The following is an 18,494-nucleotide window of genomic DNA, read 5'->3' as shown; positions in this document are numbered from 1 at the left end:
GGCATCCATTATGACAGGGCAATCATTATGACGAGCGACCATCCATCCGTCCATGTATTCGGCGGCACCAGCGATGCGCGATTGATTTGCCAACAGCTCGATGCGGCTGGCGAGCGCTATAGCTTGTCGGTGGCGAGCGATGCCGGTCGGCAACTGGCCGGTGATATTGGCGGTGAAATTTTGGTTGGGCGGATGGATGCAGCGGCGATGACAGATTTTCTGTTCACGAGACAGGTGCGTTGGGTGATTGATGCCTCACACCCCTATGCCAGCTTGCTCACTGACAATGTGATCACCGCTTGCGAACAGGCTCAAGTGCCGATGACCCGCTATCAGCGACCGAGTGAAATTGACGCATTGCAGCATCCGTTATTGCACAAAGTCGATAGCCTGACGGCGGCCTGTGCGGTGGCACTCAGCTTAGGGCCACGCGTCCTGCTCACCACGGGCAGCAAGCAATTGGCTGATTACCAGCGCGGATTAACCGGAAAAACACTGCTGGTGCGCGTGTTGCCGACCGCCGATGTGCTGAATCAATGCGAGGCGTTGGGGTTGGGGGTGGACAACATTATCGCGCTGCGTGGGCCATTTAGCGCTGAGTTCAATCATGCGCTGTATGTGTTTTGTCAGCCAGATGTGGTTATCACCAAAGAGTCGGGGGCGCAGGGCGGTTATCAGGAAAAAGTGGCCCCCTGTTTGGCGCTGAATATCCCCTGCATTGTGGTGCGCCGCCCCGATGCCGTGGTGTTGGGGCCGAACGGGCAGCAAGTCACGTCACTAGCCGAATTTAGCCAACACCTGACGCACTGGCAGCAACAACGAGGACAATAAAATGAAAAAAGCACTGTTGGTGATCAGTTTTGGCACCAGTTATGAACAGACCCGCCAGAAGAATATTGATGCCTGCGAGCAGCAATTGGCCGCTGCCTACAGCGATCGTGATGTGTTCCGCGCTTTCACCTCGGAAATGATTATCCGCAAGCTGCGCAAACGCGACGGGTTGCTGATCAATAACCCCGCCGAAGCCCTTAAGCAACTGGCGGAATTGGGGTATCAGGATGTTGCCATTCAATCGCTGCATGTCATTAACGGTGATGAATACGAAAAAGTCGCCAATGAAGTGCGCGCGTTTGCTGAGCATTTCCACCATTTGGTCCTTGGCACACCGCTCCTGAGCAGTTTTGCGGATTACCAGCAATTGCTGGTCGCGCTGCAAGCGCAAATGCCGCCCCTCGCCGCTGATGAACGTGTGGTGTTTATGGGCCATGGGGCGAGTCATTATGCCTTCTCGGCCTATGCCTGTCTGGATCACTTAATGGCCTCGCTGAATTTCCCTGCTTTGGTGGGCGCGGTCGAAAGCTATCCGGAAATCGGCCATATCATCACTCGCTTGCAACAGCAGGGGGTGCGCAAAGTGCATTTGATGCCGTTGATGCTGGTGGCTGGGGATCACGCCATTAATGATATGGCTTCTGACGAGCCAGACTCATGGCGTTCACAGTTGGAAGCCGCAGGTATCAGCGCCCAATCATGGCTGCAAGGGTTAGGAGAAAACCCCTTGATTCGCCAAATGTTTGTGGAACATCTGGATCACGCCTTACAGCAAAAACAACAGGAGGCAGCGTAATGAGCGGCAGACTTTATGCCTTGGGCGTTGGCCCCGGCGCCAGTGATTTGATAACGGTACGCGCCGCGCGGTTGATCGCCAAATTGGATGTGCTGTATGCCCCCGCAGGGCGCAAAGGCGGTGATAGCCTCGCGCTCTCTATTGTGCGCGAATACTTATCGCCCACCACAGAAATCCGCACTTGCCACTTCCCTATGAGTGCCGATGACAGCGAAAAACAAGCGGTTTGGGATGACGTGGCGCAGCAGCTACAAGCTGAAGTCGCCAAAGGGCATCAAGTGGGCTTTATCACCCTCGGCGATGCGATGTTATTTAGCACGTGGGTGTTTTTACTCGAACGTATTGGCCGCCCAGATTGGCTGGAGATCGTCCCTGGTGTCACCTCCTTTGCTGCCATCGCTTCGCGCGCGGCGTTGCCGTTAGCCATGGAGCAACAGTCGCTGGCGATTATGTCTTGCACCGCACCCGAGGCGGAGTTAGAGCGGGCGCTACGGGATCATGATTGCGTGGTGCTGATGAAAGTCTATGGCCGCTTCGCCCGTATTCAGGCGCTGCTGGCCCGTTTGGAGCTCTTCCCCCATGCGCTATTGATGTCGGAAGCCTCATTGCCGGGGGAGGTGTGCTGGCGACAGTTGGACAGCATCGCCGCTGATCAGTCTTTGCCCTATTTTTCGACCATTTTAGTGAATAAGCAGCAACGCGTTAATGAATAACCGGCGAGTGAAATTGACCGCTAATTAACTTAAAAATACTTCCCCCATTTTCTTGCCATGCCGCAGGATTAGCCGCGGTGTCTAGGTGATGCGGGGATGAGGAGTCATTCGTGGAAAAACAGCTTAAGAAACTCTCGTTCACAGGACTTGCCATGGCAATCCTGCTGACCATTGCCCCCAATGATGTTTTTGCGATGCATATCATGGAAGGCTTTTTACCGCCGATGTGGGCGCTGGCGTGGTGGGTGTTGTTCCTGCCCTGCCTGTTTATGGGCTTGGTACGCTTAAAGCAGATTGTCTCTGAAGACAGCAACCAAAAAGTGTTACTGGCGCTTTGCGGTGCCTTCATTTTCGTGCTGTCAGCCCTGAAAATTCCGTCCGTGACCGGCAGTTGCTCGCACCCCACCGGTGTTGGGCTGGCGGTCATTCTGTTCGGGCCAGTGGTCGTGGCCGTATTAGGGGCGATTGTCTTGCTGTTCCAAGCACTGTTATTGGCCCATGGCGGGTTGACAACACTCGGCGCGAACGGCATGTCAATGGCGGTCATCGGGCCGGTGGTGGGTTATCTGGTTTGGAAGTTGGCCTGTAAAGCGGGGCTGCGCCGTGATGTCGGGGTGTTCCTGTGCGCCATGCTCGCGGACTTAACCACTTACTTTGTGACTTCGGTCCAACTGGGGCTAGCTTTCCCCGATCCGCAATTTGGTGTCAGCGGTTCGATTATCAAATTTATGGGCGTGTTCTGCCTGACTCAAATCCCGATTGCCATTGCTGAAGGTTTGCTGACAGTGATGATTTATGACCAATTAACCAAGCGCAAACTTGTCCACGCGGAGGCGCACTAACATGAAAAAGACTCTTATCTTGCTGGCGATGGTGATCGCACTGGTGATATTGCCGTTCTTTATCAATCATGGCGGCGAATATGGCGGTTCGGATGGTGAGGCTGAAACTTTGATTCAAACCACGGCACCGCACTATACACCGTGGTTCCAGCCGTTGTATGAACCGGCCAGCGGTGAAATTGAAAGTTTACTGTTCACCTTGCAGGGTTCCATTGGTGCGGCAGTGATTTTCTATATCTTGGGCTACTACCGGGGGAAACGCAGTGAGCATGCTGGGGATTGATAAACTCAGTTACCAAAGCCGCTGGCGGCAGGTTGATCCCATGGGAAAGTTGGTGCTGTATGGGGTTTTCCTGCTGTTAGCGATGCTGAGCCCGCCCATGTACCAAGCACTGTTGTTGGTGTTTATCGCGGGGCTGACCTGCTATTTGCTGCGGGTTGGCCTGCGCCGTTACCTGCGCTGGCTCGCCATACCGCTCTCTTTCCTGTTAGTCGGGTTGGTGACGATTGTATTGTCACTTTCCCGTCAGCCAGACAGTTTGTGGTGGGGCATGCAAATCGGTCATTGGTGGTTGGGTATCGATAAAGTCGGTTTAACCACGGCCAATCAAACGCTGTGGCGCAGTTTGGCGGCGCTGGCAGCGACATTTTGGTTTGTGCTCAACACGCCCTTCCCGCAGTTGATTCAACTGTTGAAACGTTGCCATGCACCCCGTTTGCTGACGGAACAAATTCTACTGACTTGGCGTTTTATCTTTATTTTGATCGAGGAGGCGGCGGCTATCCATCAGGCGCAGTCACTGCGGTTTGGTTATATCTCACTGCCAACCGGTTATCGCTCGCTGGCCATGCTGGTGGGGATGTTGTTTACCCGCGTAATGATCCGTTATCAACAGATGGTCATTTCGCTGGATATGAAACTTTATCAGGGTGATTTTCACCTGTAAGGCAGGATTGGATGTTAGCCACCCAGCAGTTAGGTTTCAGCTATCAAGATGAACCGGTATTGCACGATCTGACCTTGGATTTTAGTCAGCACGCGGTCACCGGCGTCTTGGGGGCCAATGGTTGCGGCAAATCCACGCTGTTTATGAATCTGACCGGTATTTTACAACCACAGCAAGGGGCGGTGTTATGGCAAGGCGAACCGCTCAGTTATCAGAAAGCCAGCCTACGGGCGTTGCGCCAACGCGTGACGACCGTGTTCCAAGATCCGGAACAACAGATCTTTTACACCGATATCGACAGCGATATTGCCTTTAGTTTGCGCAATCTTGGCATGCGAGAGGCGGTTATCGCTGAGCGGGTGGAACGGGCGCTAACCTTGGTGGATGCGCAGAGTTTTCGCCATAAATCTATCCAGCATCTAAGCCACGGCCAGAAAAAGCGGGTGGCGATTGCCGGTGCATTGGTGATGGAAGCGGAATACCTGCTGTTGGATGAACCCACCGCTGGACTCGATCCGGCGGGCCGCCAGCATATGATTACGATCATTGAACGCATTGTGGCAGAAGGAAAACGGGTTATCCTATCCAGCCACGATATCGATCTGATTTATCAGGTTTGTGATTATCTTTATGTTCTCTCTCAGGGTCACCTGATGATTGCGGGTGACACCACTGACGTCTTCATGCAACAAGATAAACTGCGTGCCGCTGGGCTGGTTCAGCCTTGGTTGGTCAAAATGCACACTGAGTTGGGGTTGCCTTTGTGCAAAACCGAAGAACAACTTTTTGCGTTGATGCGTCAACGTGAAGCGGAGGAAGCGCGATGAGCGAATCGCCATCTGGTCTATCCATCATGGTGCAAGGCACGGCATCTGATGTCGGCAAAAGCGTATTAGTGGCGGGGTTATGTCGTATTTTTAGGCAGGATGGCTATCGCAGCGCCCCCTTTAAATCGCAAAACATGGCGCTGAATTCAGGCATTACGCCGCAAGGTGATGAGATGGGCCGCGCGCAGATTTTTCAGGCCGAAGCGGCGGGTATTGCCCCAGATGTCCGCATGAATCCGGTGTTGCTCAAACCGACCAGTGACCGCAAAGCGCAAGTGGTACTGATGGGGAAAGTCGCCTGCAATATGGATGCGGTTGAATACCATCAATACAAACCACAATTGCAGCAGCAAATCAGCGAGGTTTACCACAGCTTAGCCCGCGAGTATGACGTGATGGTGCTAGAAGGGGCGGGCAGTCCGGCAGAAATCAACCTGCGCGATCGCGATATCGTCAATATGGGCATGGCCGCGATGGCAGATGCGCCCGTTTTGTTAGTGGCGGATATCGATCGCGGCGGCGTATTTGCGTCTATTTATGGCACGCTGGCGTTGTTGCATCCCCATGAAAAAGCGCGAGTTAAAGGGGTGATCATCAATAAGTTCCGTGGTGATATTGCGCTGCTCAAGCCCGGATTAGAACAGATTGAAGCCCTGACCGATGTCCCCGTGTTGGGCGTAATGCCGTGGTTAGACATTGATTTGGAAGATGAAGACGGTGTGGCGCTGCAAAATGGTAAATATAACGATGCCACAGAAAAGGCGCTGGATATCGTGGTGATTCGGCTGCCGCACATTGCCAATTTTACCGATTTCAATGCGTTGGCCGCCCAGCCAGATGTGCGCTTACGCTATGTTTCACAGGTCTCCGCTTTGGGTCAGCCGGACTTGATTATCTTGCCCGGCAGCAAAAATACCCTCGGTGATTTGCAATGGCTGCATGAAAGCGGACTGGCGGCGGCTTTACTGGCGCAGCACCAAGCTAAATCGATACCTCAACATTCACAGCCGGTGCCCGTGATCGGCATTTGTGGCGGTTATCAGATGTTGGGTCGACGCATTATTGATGGCGTGGAGTCGGGCCTCGAACAGATGGAGGGGCTGGGTTTGCTGGATGTGGAAACCCAGTTTGCGCAGGATAAAGTCACCACGCGGGTCAGCGGGCATTGCCGCGTGGCGCTATCAGGGATCTTGGCAAATTGTGATTCGCTCCCGCTAGAGGGCTATGAGATCCACATGGGCGTTTCTCAGTTGGGGGCCGATGCCACGCCGTTTGCTTGCCTGACTTTGCGCAATGGGCAAGCTGAGCAGTGGGTGGATGGTGCGGTGAATAAAGACGGCAGCGTGTTAGGCAGCTATATTCATGGCCTGTTTGACAGCCCCGATTTTACCCGTGCGTTGCTCAATAACTTACGTCAGCGCAAAGGGCTAGCGGCGTTCGATGGCGTGACCGTCGATTACGCACAACATAAGCAGCAACAGTTTGATCTTCTGGCGGCACAAATGCGTCAGCACATTGATATAGAACGTATTTACCAGCTCATGAAAACGCATTTACAGGAGAGCGCGCAGTGATTTTGATTACCGGAGGGGCGCGTAGCGGGAAAAGTTCGCTGGCTGAACGCTTGGCGGCACAGGCCTGTGACCGCGTGTTTTATATCGCGACCTCGGTGGTGACCGATGGGGAAATGGCTGAACGAGTGGCGCTACACCGCGCGACCCGCCCGCCACACTGGCGCACGTGGGAAGGGTATCGGGATCTCGGTGCGGTGGTGGAGCAACAGGTTGCACCCGGTGAAGCCGTGATGCTCGAATGCATCACCACACTGATCACCAATTTGCTGTTTGAACAGGCCGGTGATACGCCCCCTGAGCAGATGGACTTTACGCAGCTCGAAATCGGTATTCAGCAACAAATAACCGATCTGCTGGCCGCTTGCGCCCGCAGTTCAGCGCCCATTTTCCTCGTCACCAATGAGTTGGGAATGGGGATCGTGCCGGAAAATCGGTTAGCTCGGCATTTTCGCGATATCGCCGGCCGCGTTAATCAGCGATTGGCGGCAGCCGCAGATGAGGTGTTTTTAGTGGTTTCGGGTATTGAGGTAAAGATTAAATGAGCCTGCGGTTATTTCTCGCCACCTTACAGTTTATGACCCGCATTCCTGTGCCTGAGCGCTGGACACAAGGGCTGGCGATGGATCAATACGAGCGCGGTATTGTCGGCTTCCCTTTAATTGGCCTGATTGTGGGGCTGATCGGCGGTGTGGTCTTTACGCTGTTGGCCCCTTGGTGCGGTGTACCGCTGGCGGCGCTGGGCTATGTGTTGGTGTTGGCGCTGGTGACCGGTGCTTTTCATCTCGATGGGCTGGCCGATACCTGTGATGGGGTGTTTTCCGCGCGTAAGCGTGAACAGATGCTAGAGATCATGCGCGATAGCCGCCTCGGCACCAACGGCGGATTGGCGTTGATCTTTATTGTGGTGGCAAAACTGCTGGTGGTAAGTGAACTGGCGCTACGTGATATGCCGATGTTGGCCACACTCACGGCGGCCTCGGTCGCGGGCCGCACGATCATTGTGTTGCTGATGTATCGCCAGCGTTATGCCCGAGAAGGCAATGGGCTGGGCAATATCTATATCGGTAAAGTCACGGGTAAACAAACCGCCGTCACCTTGGCGGGAGGCGCGATATTGACGCTGTTACTCGGTAAAGGGGCGGCCGTACTGGCCTTGGTGATTACCATGGCGGTGGTCTGGTTGTTGGCGACTTATCTGCGCCGCCGTTTAGGGGGCCAAACCGGTGACACGCTGGGTGCGGCTGCTGAAGTGGGTGAACTGGTGTTTTTGCTGGCGCTGCTGTGATAGCGCAGCGCGCTGAATCCTCTCAATCTAGGGCTAACTTATGCGACTTTTTCTGGTACGTCATGGGCAGACAGACGCCAATTTGCGGGGCGTTTTTTGTGGCCTGACCGATTTGCCACTGACCTCGCTGGGCGTACAGCAGGCCGGTCAAGTCGCGCAATGGTTAGCGGATGTCGATTTCTCTCATGCTGTGAGCAGCCAATTGCTACGTGCGCGCCATACCGCCGATATCGTGCTGGCGGGACAGGGCGGCCTGAGTGCCGGTATCGACGCACAACTGAACGAAATGAATTTTGGTGAGTGGGAAATGCGCCATCATCAGGATTTGCAACGGGAAGACCCCGATGCTTGGGCCGCTTGGGTTGCCGACTGGCAGCAGGCTAGTCCTACCGGTGGCGAGTCTTTTCCGCAGTTTTCTGCCCGCGTTGAAGGGGCGGTTGAGCAGCTCAAATCAGTAAAAAATAATGATAATAATCACCTCTTGGTCGCCCATCAGGGCGTATTAAGCCTGATGTTGGCTCGCTTGCTGGAGATGCCTGCAGCGGCCATGTGGCACTTTCATTTTGAACAGGGTGCATACAGTGTGTTGACGATCCGTGATGGGTTTACCACGCTGCGTGCGTTTAACAGTCAGGCTGTTTGGCAGCCTGCGACACGAGATTAACCACATGCAAAAACTTTCATCGATTCTGGCGAGAATTCCCCCTTTAGACAGCAAAGCTATGGAGCGTGCTCAAGTGCGGCTAGACGGCTTGCTTAAGCCCCCCGGCAGTCTGGGGCGTTTAGAAAAACTGGCGGTCCAACTGGCGGGGATGCGCGGGTTATACGGGCATCAGGTCGATCGCAAACAAATTATGGTGATGGCTGCTGACCACGGCGTTTACGATGAAGGCGTGGCGATTTCACCCCGAGTGGTCACCATGGTGCAGGCGCTCAATATGGTCAAAGGGGTCACCGGCGTTTGTGTGCTGGCCGCCAATGCGGGTGTAGAAGTACAAATTGTTGATGTGGGTATCGACAGCGATACCTTGGCGGGCGTGTTGGACATGAAAGTGGCCCGTGGTAGCGGCAATATCGCCCGTGAAGCCGCGATGACACGCCAGCAAGCAGAAGACCTGCTTTTCGCCACAGCCAGACTGACCTTGCAACAAGCGGCAGAGGGCGTGAAAGTGTTTGGTGTCGGTGAACTGGGTATGGCAAACACCACGCCCGCGGCGGCGATGGTCAGCGTGTTGACTGACAGTGACCCCGAGCAGGTGGTGGGTATCGGGGCCAATTTCCCCAGCGAACAACTGCACCATAAAGTGGCGGTTGTGCGCCGCGCCATTGAAACCAATCAACCGGATGCCAGCGATGGTATCGATGTATTGGCAAAAGTCGGCGGCTTTGATTTGGTTGGTATGACCGGTGTGATGCTCGGCGCGGCGGCGGCTGGGTTACCGGTGGTGCTGGATGGTTTTCTCTCTTATGCCTCGGCGCTGGCAGCCTGCCGTATCGCCCCCGGTGTACACGCCTATCTGATTCCGTCACATCTATCGGCAGAGAAAGGTGCCGTTATCGCCCTTCAGCACCTGCAACTCGAGCCTTATTTGCAAATGGGGATGCGGTTAGGTGAGGGCAGTGGTGCCGCGATTGCTATGCATTTGGTCGATGCAGCCTGTGCGATGTACAACAATATGGGCTTGTTAGCCGAGAGTAATATTGAGTTACCGACGTCTGGTGCTTGATGGTTGGTTCTCTTTCGAACTCGCGTTGCAAAGGGGGCGAGACGTCTCTTTGCAACGTTGGCGATACACCTGATTTTTTACGCGATGAACGATCAGATAATGTTATTATCCCCATGCGCATTTAAATAACAAATTCAAATGATTGGGTAAATGGCATGCAAAAGCTTCTCTTTTCTGGTCGTATTAATCTGAAGATGATTCGCTATTTCCTTGCCGTATCAGAAGAGTTGCACTTCGGAAAAGCCGCTGAACGCCTTCATATATCGCAGCCCCCTTTAAGTTTGCAAATCAAAGAGCTGGAAGAAGCGTTAGGATTCCCTTTATTTATACGCGATAGCCGGAATGTGGTGCTCACCTTGGCTGGTGAAATGATGCAAGCCGAAATGAAAGAGGTGTTTGAAAACATCGAAAACTCATTAAGCCGTGTCTCCTATATTGCGCGCCACGAACAAAGCCATTTGAATATCGGCATTATTGGATCCGCACTGTGGCATCAGCTATTGGAGAAATTTAAGCATTTTAAAACGCTAAATCCTCATACGACTTGGTCATTACATGAATTTCCCCCCAGTAAGCAATTTGACGCGCTATTAAATAAAAAACTTGATATTGGGTTCTGGCGTTGTGCGGATTTGGAGCAGAACCCCGCACTGATTTACCAGCGAGTGGAAAAACAGCGTGTCAGTGTCGCGGTATCATATGAGAGTGAGCTAGCCGAGTACGATGTGCTCTCGCTGAAAGACCTCTCCGGTCAGACCCTTATCTTTCTCACTTTTACGCATTCAGGCTATTCGAAAAATCTTTACAACTGTTGCCTAAGCGCAGGTTGTCAGCCGCAGGGTATTTATCAATTCGATGAGCCACAAACTCAGTTGGCATTTGTAAATAGTAACTTGGGGATCGCGTTAGTCCCTGAAAGCATGCAGGAGATACCCTGGCCGAATATTAAGTTTATTCCGCTGCAAGAGTACCTTTCTGCTGACTTGTTTGCGGTTTATCCCCCAGATAATGCCTCTCCCGCGCTGGAGCGATTACTCGAATTATTCTAACTCATCCGAATCATGAGTTAGCATGACTTCGCTTTCACTAAAATCACCATGGCGATAATCACTAATATTGCGCCGCTGGCGATTTCTCGCCATTGGATAACCTGCCCCAGCAGCATATTAGTGGCAATGACTGAAAGCGGAATGAGGTAAACATATCCTGATACTTTGGCCGGTGACAGCACAACACAGGCTTTTTGAAACAGGAAAAAACTCAGCGCAGTGGCGAAGGTCGCCAGATAGAGAATACCACTCCAAGTGATGATGCTGATATGCCGCCACTCAACCTCGGGCAACTGAAAGGCAACAAAGGCGGTCAGTAAAACCGTGGCGCAAATTAAACTCCATCCCGTCAGCACTAATGCTTGTTCACCACGATGCAATTTTTTGACCACGATGGGATTCAATGCCATACCTAAACAGCCAAATAGAAATAAATAATCAGAAGGGATTAGCGATAATTGTAAAACCTGCGATAAGTCACCTTTAAAAATAATTAATAGCGCGCCTAAAATCCCCATTAATAAAGCAATCAAGACTGGCCACGTCGATTTAGCTTTGATTAACACCATACTCATGATTAGGCTCATCAATGGAACGGTGGTATATAAGGCGCTGGAATTTAATGCACTCGTGGTTTGCAGTGAAATTATCATGCAAGCGAAATAGAGCAGAGGTGGCAGGCTAATTAATGTATAGCGGCCTAAATCACGATAAGTTGGTCGTTGTAATCGCCTTTGTACCACCATTAATACGATAAAGAGTAGGCTAGCGATGGCATATCTCATCCATGTGATCACCATGGGGGGTAATGTCGTGCTGATGGTAGCGCTGGCAATAAAGGATCCGCCAAGCAGGGCGGTAAACCCGAGCATCTGCAAATGTGCTTTAAGTATTTTCGTTGTCATGTGCGCCCCGATTATCCTCTTGTGATCAACGATAATTGCGTGGAAACACAGGTCAAACCATTACCTTTTCAGTATGGATAATCGGAATTTTAGTATTGGTCGTGCCATAACCCACTCCCTATGATGGGTATTGATTATCTCAGTTTCTACCTATTTGTTATTTAACCAGCTTATTTGCTCAGTATTAAATAAAAAATTAAGGGTTATTATTATGACAAACGTAAATAAAACGATAGATACGGATTTCAGTGAGTTACCCTTTCAGGCCGTCGATTATATTCAGAAAATAAAGCCCGGATTTAAACCTCAGATCGCATTTATATTAGGCTCAGGTTTGGGTGAGCTGGTGGATCAAATCACAAATGACACCACAATCAGTTATGCCGATATTCCTGGGTTCCCAGTGAGTTCAGTGCATGGTCATGCGGGTGAGCTTGTTTTAGGTCATCTATTTGGTGTTCCTGTGATGTGTATGAAAGGCCGTGGGCATTTCTACGAAGGGAAAGGCATGAGCATCATGACCAATCCCGTGCGTACCTTTAAATTAATGGGTTGCGAGTTTTTATTCTGCACCAATGCGGCCGGTTCATTACGCCCAGAAGTCTTACCAGGTTCGGTTGTTATGCTAAAGGATCACATTAACACCATGCCGGGAACGCCATTAGTTGGTCCGAATGATGATCGCTTTGGTCCACGCTTCTTTAGTCTCGCCAATGCCTATGATAAAGACTTACGTGCGGACATGGCGGATATTGCCCAACAACTTGATATTCCTCTGACTGAAGGCGTTTTTGTCTCTTATCCGGGGCCTTGTTTTGAAACACCGGCAGAAATCCGCATGATGCAAATTATCGGTGGTGATGTTGTCGGGATGTCTGTCGTACCTGAAGTTCTGTCTGCGGCACATTGTGGCTTAAAAGTCATTGCATTAACCGCGATTACGAATTTGGCTGAAGGGCTATCTGATGTGGTTCTTTCCCACGAGCAAACCTTAAAATGCGCCAAATTAGCTTCCGTTAATTTCACCAAACTGATTGAAGCGTTCTTAAAGAGCAAAGCGACTGCCTGATTCAGATTATCTCTATCCGCTGTACTTGGCTCCCCATTATGCCCAGTACAGCGGAAACTCGTTAAAGAGGGAAACCCTACAAATTTAATTCGCTAAAAATATTCCCTCGACGCATTCGTATCATGGAGAATAAAAATGATAATAAAAAAACGGCTTAAAGTGATGTTCTTCCTACAGTTCTTTATCTGGGGTGCCTGGCTGGTGACATTGGGTGCCTACATGATGAATACACTGAATTTCACCGGTGCGCAGGTGGGGTTAGTCTATGGCGCGAAAGGGATTGCCTGTATTTTAATGCCAAGTATCGTTGGCATCATTGCTGACCGATGGGTTAAGGCCAATATTCTCTATGCCTGTTGCCACTTATTAGGGGCGGGTGCATTATTTGTCGCGGCTCAAATCTCAAATCCTCATTTCATGTTTTTTGTGATGCTATTTAATGCGATGGTTTATATGCCAACAATCGCGCTAGCGAATACCATCTCATATATCTGTTTAGAAAAAGCGGGGCTAGATACCATCAAGGATTTCCCGCCTGTCCGTGTTTTTGGCACCGTGGGGTTTATTTTTGCCATGTGGGCCATTAGCTTATCGGGATTCGAATTAAGCAATATTCAACTTTATATTGCCTCTGGTGCGGCACTGGTTTTGGCGATGTATGCATTTTCATTACCCAGTTGCCCGACCTCAAATGTGAAGAAGGACGGTTCGTGGGTCACTCTTTTAGGGCTGGATGCTTTCGTTTTATTTAAACAAAAGAAAATGGCCATTTTCTTTTTATTTGCCATGTTATTAGGGGCATCACTGCAAATTAGCCATACTTTCAGCAGCCCGTTTTTACATGATTTTGCCAAAAATCCGGTTTTTCACGATAGCTTAGTGGTGCAGTATCCATCCATATTATTGTCAATGGCACAATTTGCAGAAGTCTTTTTCATTCTGACGATCCCCTTCTTTTTATCCCGCTTTGGTATTAAACGCGTGATGATGATCAGTATGGTGGCATGGACATTGCGCTTTACTTTGTTCGCCTACGGGGACCCTTCCGCATCGGGAATTGTATTATTGCTATTATCCATGCTGGTTTATGGCTGTGCTTTTGACTTCTTTAATATTTCCGGCGCAATTTATGTCGAAAAGGAAGTAGACCGTAATATCCGAGGTAGTGCACAAGGCTTATTTATGACGATGGTTAATGGCGTTGGCGCTTATGTTGGGGCGATATCCAGCGGACATGTCGTGGATTACTTTACAGTCGAGGGAGTGAAGGACTGGCACAGTATTTGGTTATCTTTCGCCGCTTATACCCTGGCGCTACTCGTGATTTTTGTGTTTGTCTTCCAATATAAGCATGACCCTTCTGAAATACAGGACCGCCAATTGTCACATTAGTGGTGTGACTGATAATTTCGGTGGCACTCAGAGAGAGTGCCACCTTGAAGTCATGATGATTTATGAGCCGTTAGTCATTAAAAAATGAATAATGGTTAACTACGACTAACGCTTATTCTGAATACCTTTCACGCTCAGATTATTATTATCGACTTGCGGCAAACCGGTGGTCGCAGAAGTGGATAACAGCCCTGTCTCGGCGTAGCTGAACAGCTTCTCACGGGTATCGGTGATATCCAGATTACGCATTGTCAGTTGGCCGATACGGTCATCTGGGGAGAAGACTGAATCGCCTTTTTCCATGGTCAGGCGCTCTGGTTTGTACGTCAGATTGTCAGATACGGTATTGAGGATGGAGTAGTCATTACCGCGACGCAATTCCAGCGTGACTTCACCGGTGATTTCGCTCGCGACCCAACGCTGGGCGGAATCACGCAACATCAGTGCTTGTGGGTCGAACCAACGGCCTTGATATAACAGGCGGCCCAACACGCGGCCATTAGCATGATATTGCTCGATGGTATCTTCGTTGTGAATACCGGTCAGCAGGCGCTCGTAAGCAATATGCAGCAGCGCCATTCCTGGGGCTTCATAGATGCCACGGCTCTTCGCTTCAATAATCCGGTTTTCAATCTGGTCACTCATGCCCAGACCATGACGGCCACCGATGCGGTTAGCTTCCATCATCAGCTCAACGCTGTCATCGATGGTCACGCCATTCAGTGCCACCGGATAGCCGCGCTCAAAACGAACCGTCACTTCTTCCGCTTTGACCACCACATTTTCGTCCCAGAATTTTACGCCCATAATCGGATTCACGATTTTGACGCTAGAGTTCAGGAATTCCAGATCTTTAGCTTCATGCGTCGCACCCAACATGTTTGAGTCAGTTGAGTAGGCTTTTTCTGTCGACATTTTGTAATCGAAGCCCGATTGAATCATAAACTCAGACATTTCATGGCGGCCACCCAATTCATCGATGAAATCAGTGTCCAGCCACGGCTTATAAATTTTCAACTCAGCGTTGGTTAGCAGACCGTAACGATAAAAACGTTCGATATCGTTACCTTTATAGGTGCTGCCATCACCCCAGATGTTCACGCCATCTTCTTTCATGGCGGCGACCAACATCGTACCTGTAACGGCACGGCCCAGAGGGGTGGTGTTGAAGTAGGTCACACCGGCGGTGGTGTTGTGGAAGGCACCACATTGGATAGCGGCGATCCCTTCAGCGACGAGCTGTTTACGGCAATCGATCAAACGGGCTTTCTCTGCACCGTACTCCATCGCTTTACGCGGAATGGCATCGTAATCCTCTTCATCAGGCTGACCCAGATTGGCCGTGTAAGCGTAAGGGATCGCCCCTTTTTTCTGCATCCACAACAGCGCTGCACTGGTGTCTAAACCACCGGAGAAAGCAATACCAACACGCTGATTAATAGGAAGGTGTTTGAGAATAGTTGTCATCAATTAAATCCTGTATGAATTAGGTCAGTCTGGCAAAGGTTTCAATGCCTACATTGATAGCGCAAAACCGGTATTCGAGTCAAAGACATTCTGCATATTTATGTGTATTTATATGCATAAGTATTTATTTTGTACTTTGGTAGAATTGCGTTTCATTTAAATTAATTTGACGTTCTGTTATGATACCGGCGTCGATTTTTTATCGCAGGTAACACGTTAAAATTTAAAGCGGAAACCCGCCTTTGTAAACCGGCGTATCAGGATATTTCACCCGTGTGGTGAAAAGCGCGATGGGAGGCAAATGGACGGGGTTTCAGGGACTGTAAAGTTGAAAATCTTGCGCGAAAGTGCGTGGTACAAAAAGCGTAAATCCTACCGAGTGTTATTCTGGCGTGAGATAACGCCGTTAGCGATCCCGCTGTTTATTGAAGGGCTGTGCGTCTTATTGATGGGGGTGTTCAGCACGCTGCTGGTCAGTTGGCTCGGTAAAGAAGCCATGGCGGCGGTGGGCTTGGCAGACAGCTTCAATATGCTGATTGCCGCTTTTTTTGCCTCAGTGGCGCTGGGGACATCAGTGGTGGTGTCGTTCAGCCTTGGCCAACGTAAGCGCAAACAAGCACAAACTGCCGCTCGTGAGTCCATCTCTCTGCTGGTCTTAATCTCCCTGCTTTTAGTGCTATTAGTGCATTTTGCCGGTGAGGGTATTATCAATCTGATGGCCAGTCAGGCCGATCCTGCCGTAAAAGATATGGCACTGACCTATCTCAACTTGACGGTCTGGAATTACCCTGCCATGGCGATAACACTGGTGGGATGCGGTGCCATGCGCGGCGCAGGTAATACGCGCTTGCCGATGTTTATCAATATCGCGATGAATATCCTCAATATCGCCATCAGTAGTTTGCTGATCTATGGCCTATTCAGTTGGGATGGATTGGGATTTATCGGTGCCGGTATCGGTATCACGATTTCTCGCTACCTTGGCGCGATAGTGGTGGTACTGATGCTGATTTCGGGTGCCAATAATACGCTGCGTATTCCGTTCAAAGCCTATTTTATGCCTTTTACCTCCGCCATCATGTTAGAGGTTTTGAGCATCGGTATTCCGGCCAGTGTTGAATCGGTGATGTTCAGCGTGGGTAAACTGATTACCCAACGCTTTGTGGCGGGAATGGGCACTGAAGTGATTGCCGGTAACTTTATTGCCTTTTCGATTGTGGGGCTCATTAACCTACCCGGGAATGCGCTGGGGTACAGTTCAACCATTATCATTGGCACGCGGTTGGGCAAAGGTCAGATTTTGCAGCCGATCCGCCAGATTAAGCATATTTTCTGGCTATCCACGCTAGGGGTGTGTTTTATCGCACTGCTATCCATTCCCAGTGCCGGATATCTGGCCTCGTTGTATACCGATGAACCAGGCGTGATCAACGTAGTGAAACATCTGATTTGGATAAATGCGCTATTTATGCCGATTTGGGCGGCGGCTTGGGTGTTGCCATCAGGCCTGAAAGGGGCGAAAGATGCCCGTTATACCATGTGGGTCGCGTTGGCGGGGATGTGGGGATGCCGCATTATTGCTGGCTACATCTTGGGAATAACACTGGGTTTCGGTGTCACAGGTGTGTGGATGGGGATGTTCCTAGACTGGATAGTGCGCGGTGTGTTGTTTTATCGGCGTATGTCGACAGGCCGCTGGCTGTGGCGTTATCGTTCCATGGATTGATGTATTCGAGTCCTTACAACGTTTTTTTCTCATTTCTCTTCAGCGAATGATTAAGCATTTTCCACCAATTGCCGATAAATATATAAGCAGAATGTTATTCCTTATTTTCCGAATGACTTAATTCGCCTTGTTATCATTTATCAATCTTCATTCGCGTTGGGGAAAGTATGGATAATTTTCAAAAAGAGATAGAGGAGAGAACCAATCTCACCTCATCAAACCGGTTTGAGCTGTTGCTGTTCCGCTTGGGTGAGTCGCAAGACGAAGGTAAATCCGAGCTGTATGGCATCAACGTGTTTAAACTGCGTGAAATTGTGCCGATGCCAACGCTGACCAAAGCGGCAGGTATGGCTTCCCCTATGATGGGTGTGGCGAATATTCGCGGAGAGATTATTCCCGTGATTGATCTCCCTGCCATTGTCGGCTGTGAACCAAAAACTGGATTAAATATCCTGTTAGTGACTGAGTATGCCCGTAGCACTCAGGCATTTGCGGTGGAATCGGTTGATGACATCGTCCGCCTTGAATGGAGCCAAGTATTGGCTGCTGATGCCGGTGTTAAGAGCCGTAATATCACCAGTATCGCTCGGTTAGATAACGATACGGCCAGCAATCGTCTGGCGTTGGTACTGGATGTTGAGCAGATTTTGTATGACATCATGCCCTCCCATCGTAATGTGCAAATCGACAGCGAAAAAACCAAGGCGTTTGATCTGAAACCGGGGGCTGTCGCTATCGTGGCGGAAGATTCTAAAGTGGCGCGTTCGATGTTGGAACAAGGGCTGAAGATGATGGATATTCCCGCCGTGATGCATATCACCGGTCTCGAGGCGTGGAATAAGATACGCAAGATGGCCGAAGAGGCGAGGGCAGAAGGTCGACCTATCTCGGATAAAATTTCGTTTGTGTTAACCGATTTGGAAATGCCCGAGATGGACGGTTTTACGCTGACGCTGAATATTAAGCGCGATGAGTTCCTGAAAAATATCCCGGTGATTATTCATTCATCACTATCGGGCAGTGCGAATGAGGATCATGTGCGTAAAGTCGGCGCGGATGCTTATGTCGCAAAATTTGAAGTGAATGAATTGGAAGCGGCAATCCACAGCGCGTTGGATTCTAAAAAAGCGATCAATTCATAATAGCCATCCCTCTGTTAACTCTAGGCCATTGACGTAAAATCAATGGCCTAGATACCTCACTTCACGACCTTTCTTACGCCATAACCTAGTACCCGTTCACCTGCATATCACTCAATCTCATGGCTTATATTCAATTGTTCTGTCAGCGTTGTTGACTCTTAAATGTCAGTCATCATATATTATTAATAGATGACGCGTGTCA

General features: G+C 50.3%; 19 protein-coding genes. 17 read left to right on the top strand and 2 right to left on the bottom strand.

Annotated elements, in window-relative coordinates; genetic code table 11:
* The first annotated feature begins 27 nt into the window (after positions 1-27).
* The 13 genes from BN68_RS07075 to BN68_RS07015 all read left to right on the top strand — a co-directional run bounded on the left by BN68_RS07075 (position 28) and on the right by BN68_RS07015 (position 10,591).
* On the top strand, positions 28-831 hold the full coding sequence (locus BN68_RS07075; protein WP_019210464.1) for a cobalt-precorrin-6A reductase: 804 nt from the start codon (positions 28-30) through the stop codon (positions 829-831).
* A gap of 1 nt (position 832) precedes the next feature.
* Positions 833-1,627: a sirohydrochlorin cobaltochelatase gene (cbiK, locus tag BN68_RS07070; RefSeq protein WP_019210463.1), complete on the top strand. Its 795-nt coding sequence runs from the start codon at positions 833-835 to the stop codon at positions 1,625-1,627.
* Positions 1,627-2,340 (top strand): cobalt-factor II C(20)-methyltransferase, encoded by a 714-nt coding sequence (locus BN68_RS07065; protein WP_019210462.1) that lies wholly within the window; start codon positions 1,627-1,629, stop codon positions 2,338-2,340. The genes cbiK and BN68_RS07065 overlap by 1 nt, the downstream gene beginning before the upstream one ends.
* Positions 2,341-2,492: 152 nt before the next feature.
* Positions 2,493-3,182, top strand: coding sequence for a cobalt ECF transporter S component CbiM (gene cbiM, locus BN68_RS07060; RefSeq protein ID WP_049609620.1), 690 nt, complete (start codon positions 2,493-2,495; stop codon positions 3,180-3,182).
* 1 nt (position 3,183) lies between these two features.
* Positions 3,184-3,465 (top strand): energy-coupling factor ABC transporter substrate-binding protein, encoded by a 282-nt coding sequence (locus BN68_RS07055; protein ID WP_019210460.1) that lies wholly within the window; start codon positions 3,184-3,186, stop codon positions 3,463-3,465.
* A complete protein-coding gene (locus tag BN68_RS07050; protein ID WP_019210459.1) occupies positions 3,452-4,129 on the top strand; it encodes an energy-coupling factor ABC transporter transmembrane protein in 678 nt (225 codons plus the stop codon). The genes BN68_RS07055 and BN68_RS07050 overlap by 14 nt, the downstream gene beginning before the upstream one ends.
* A gap of 11 nt (positions 4,130-4,140) precedes the next feature.
* Entirely contained in the window at positions 4,141-4,956 is an 816-nt protein-coding gene (locus tag BN68_RS07045; protein ID WP_019210458.1) for an ATP-binding cassette domain-containing protein, read from the top strand.
* On the top strand, positions 4,953-6,530 hold the full coding sequence (locus BN68_RS07040; RefSeq protein WP_019210457.1) for a cobyric acid synthase: 1,578 nt from the start codon (positions 4,953-4,955) through the stop codon (positions 6,528-6,530). The genes BN68_RS07045 and BN68_RS07040 overlap by 4 nt, the downstream gene beginning before the upstream one ends.
* Positions 6,527-7,072 carry a bifunctional adenosylcobinamide kinase/adenosylcobinamide-phosphate guanylyltransferase gene (cobU, locus tag BN68_RS07035; RefSeq protein WP_019210456.1) on the top strand — a complete coding sequence of 182 codons (546 nt, stop codon included), beginning with the start codon at positions 6,527-6,529 and terminating at the stop codon, positions 7,070-7,072. Before BN68_RS07040 ends, cobU begins: the two co-directional genes overlap by 4 nt.
* Entirely contained in the window at positions 7,069-7,815 is a 747-nt protein-coding gene (gene cobS / locus BN68_RS07030; RefSeq protein ID WP_019210455.1) for an adenosylcobinamide-GDP ribazoletransferase, read from the top strand. Before cobU ends, cobS begins: the two co-directional genes overlap by 4 nt.
* Positions 7,816-7,855: 40 nt before the next feature.
* Positions 7,856-8,479: an adenosylcobalamin/alpha-ribazole phosphatase gene (locus BN68_RS07025; RefSeq protein ID WP_019210454.1), complete on the top strand. Its 624-nt coding sequence runs from the start codon at positions 7,856-7,858 to the stop codon at positions 8,477-8,479.
* Positions 8,480-8,483: 4 nt separating this feature from the next.
* Positions 8,484-9,542, top strand: a complete 1,059-nt coding sequence (cobT, locus tag BN68_RS07020) for a nicotinate-nucleotide--dimethylbenzimidazole phosphoribosyltransferase (protein ID WP_019210453.1) — start codon at positions 8,484-8,486, stop codon at positions 9,540-9,542.
* Positions 9,543-9,697: 155 nt separating this feature from the next.
* Positions 9,698-10,591 carry a LysR family transcriptional regulator gene (locus BN68_RS07015; RefSeq protein WP_019210452.1) on the top strand — a complete coding sequence of 298 codons (894 nt, stop codon included), beginning with the start codon at positions 9,698-9,700 and terminating at the stop codon, positions 10,589-10,591.
* Between the two features lie 17 nt (positions 10,592-10,608).
* Here BN68_RS07015 and BN68_RS07010 read toward each other — a convergent pair whose 3' ends face one another.
* A complete protein-coding gene (locus BN68_RS07010) occupies positions 10,609-11,463 on the bottom strand; it encodes a DMT family transporter (protein WP_042806551.1) in 855 nt (284 codons plus the stop codon).
* Between the two features lie 244 nt (positions 11,464-11,707).
* Between BN68_RS07010 and xapA the strand changes: the two genes are divergently transcribed.
* Positions 11,708-12,565, top strand: a complete 858-nt coding sequence (gene xapA, locus BN68_RS07005) for a xanthosine phosphorylase (RefSeq protein ID WP_019210450.1) — start codon at positions 11,708-11,710, stop codon at positions 12,563-12,565.
* 135 nt (positions 12,566-12,700) lie between these two features.
* A complete protein-coding gene (locus BN68_RS07000; RefSeq protein WP_019210449.1) occupies positions 12,701-13,957 on the top strand; it encodes a nucleoside permease in 1,257 nt (418 codons plus the stop codon).
* Between the two features lie 105 nt (positions 13,958-14,062).
* On the opposite strand, the gene argG is transcribed toward BN68_RS07000, so the two are convergent.
* On the bottom strand, positions 14,063-15,424 hold the full coding sequence (gene argG / locus BN68_RS06995) for an argininosuccinate synthase (protein ID WP_019210448.1): 1,362 nt from the start codon (positions 15,422-15,424) through the stop codon (positions 14,063-14,065).
* A 301-nt stretch (positions 15,425-15,725) separates the two neighbouring features.
* Between argG and BN68_RS06990 the strand changes: the two genes are divergently transcribed.
* Together BN68_RS06990 and BN68_RS06985 are read left to right on the top strand one after the other, a co-directional pair.
* A complete protein-coding gene (locus BN68_RS06990; protein WP_019210447.1) occupies positions 15,726-17,150 on the top strand; it encodes an EmmdR/YeeO family multidrug/toxin efflux MATE transporter in 1,425 nt (474 codons plus the stop codon).
* A 167-nt stretch (positions 17,151-17,317) separates the two neighbouring features.
* Complete coding sequence (locus tag BN68_RS06985; protein WP_019210446.1) at positions 17,318-18,292, top strand: chemotaxis protein; 975 nt, start codon at positions 17,318-17,320, stop codon at positions 18,290-18,292.
* Positions 18,293-18,494: the final 202 nt, after the last annotated feature.

Origin of the sequence: Yersinia massiliensis CCUG 53443 (assembly GCF_000312485.1) — a bacterium.
Classification (GTDB): Bacteria; Pseudomonadota; Gammaproteobacteria; order Enterobacterales; family Enterobacteriaceae; genus Yersinia; species Yersinia massiliensis.
The sequence above is the reverse complement of the archived record's forward strand: the minus strand, read 5'-3'. Positions and strand labels throughout refer to the sequence as shown.

What these genes read in the sequence shown, in the direction of transcription:
- BN68_RS06985 (WP_019210446.1), top strand. Translation starts at nt 17,318, where the DNA reads ATGGATAATTTTCAAAAAGAGATAGAGGAGAGAACCAATCTCACCTCA.
- BN68_RS07025 (WP_019210454.1), top strand. Translation starts at nt 7,856, where the DNA reads ATGCGACTTTTTCTGGTACGTCATGGGCAGACAGACGCCAATTTGCGG.
- BN68_RS07040 (WP_019210457.1), top strand. Translation starts at nt 4,953, where the DNA reads ATGAGCGAATCGCCATCTGGTCTATCCATCATGGTGCAAGGCACGGCA.
- BN68_RS07015 (WP_019210452.1), top strand. Translation starts at nt 9,698, where the DNA reads ATGCAAAAGCTTCTCTTTTCTGGTCGTATTAATCTGAAGATGATTCGC.
- BN68_RS07000 (WP_019210449.1), top strand. Translation starts at nt 12,701, where the DNA reads ATGATAATAAAAAAACGGCTTAAAGTGATGTTCTTCCTACAGTTCTTT.
- BN68_RS07055 (WP_019210460.1), top strand. Translation starts at nt 3,184, where the DNA reads ATGAAAAAGACTCTTATCTTGCTGGCGATGGTGATCGCACTGGTGATA.
- cobS (WP_019210455.1), top strand. Translation starts at nt 7,069, where the DNA reads ATGAGCCTGCGGTTATTTCTCGCCACCTTACAGTTTATGACCCGCATT.
- BN68_RS07045 (WP_019210458.1), top strand. Translation starts at nt 4,141, where the DNA reads ATGTTAGCCACCCAGCAGTTAGGTTTCAGCTATCAAGATGAACCGGTA.
- BN68_RS07065 (WP_019210462.1), top strand. Translation starts at nt 1,627, where the DNA reads ATGAGCGGCAGACTTTATGCCTTGGGCGTTGGCCCCGGCGCCAGTGAT.
- BN68_RS07075 (WP_019210464.1), top strand. Translation starts at nt 28, where the DNA reads ATGACGAGCGACCATCCATCCGTCCATGTATTCGGCGGCACCAGCGAT.
- cbiM (WP_049609620.1), top strand. Translation starts at nt 2,493, where the DNA reads ATGGCAATCCTGCTGACCATTGCCCCCAATGATGTTTTTGCGATGCAT.
- BN68_RS06990 (WP_019210447.1), top strand. Translation starts at nt 15,726, where the DNA reads ATGGACGGGGTTTCAGGGACTGTAAAGTTGAAAATCTTGCGCGAAAGT.
- BN68_RS07010 (WP_042806551.1), bottom strand. Translation starts at nt 11,463, where the DNA reads ATGCTCGGGTTTACCGCCCTGCTTGGCGGATCCTTTATTGCCAGCGCT.
- BN68_RS07050 (WP_019210459.1), top strand. Translation starts at nt 3,452, where the DNA reads ATGCTGGGGATTGATAAACTCAGTTACCAAAGCCGCTGGCGGCAGGTT.
- cobT (WP_019210453.1), top strand. Translation starts at nt 8,484, where the DNA reads ATGCAAAAACTTTCATCGATTCTGGCGAGAATTCCCCCTTTAGACAGC.
- cbiK (WP_019210463.1), top strand. Translation starts at nt 833, where the DNA reads ATGAAAAAAGCACTGTTGGTGATCAGTTTTGGCACCAGTTATGAACAG.
- argG (WP_019210448.1), bottom strand. Translation starts at nt 15,424, where the DNA reads ATGACAACTATTCTCAAACACCTTCCTATTAATCAGCGTGTTGGTATT.
- xapA (WP_019210450.1), top strand. Translation starts at nt 11,708, where the DNA reads ATGACAAACGTAAATAAAACGATAGATACGGATTTCAGTGAGTTACCC.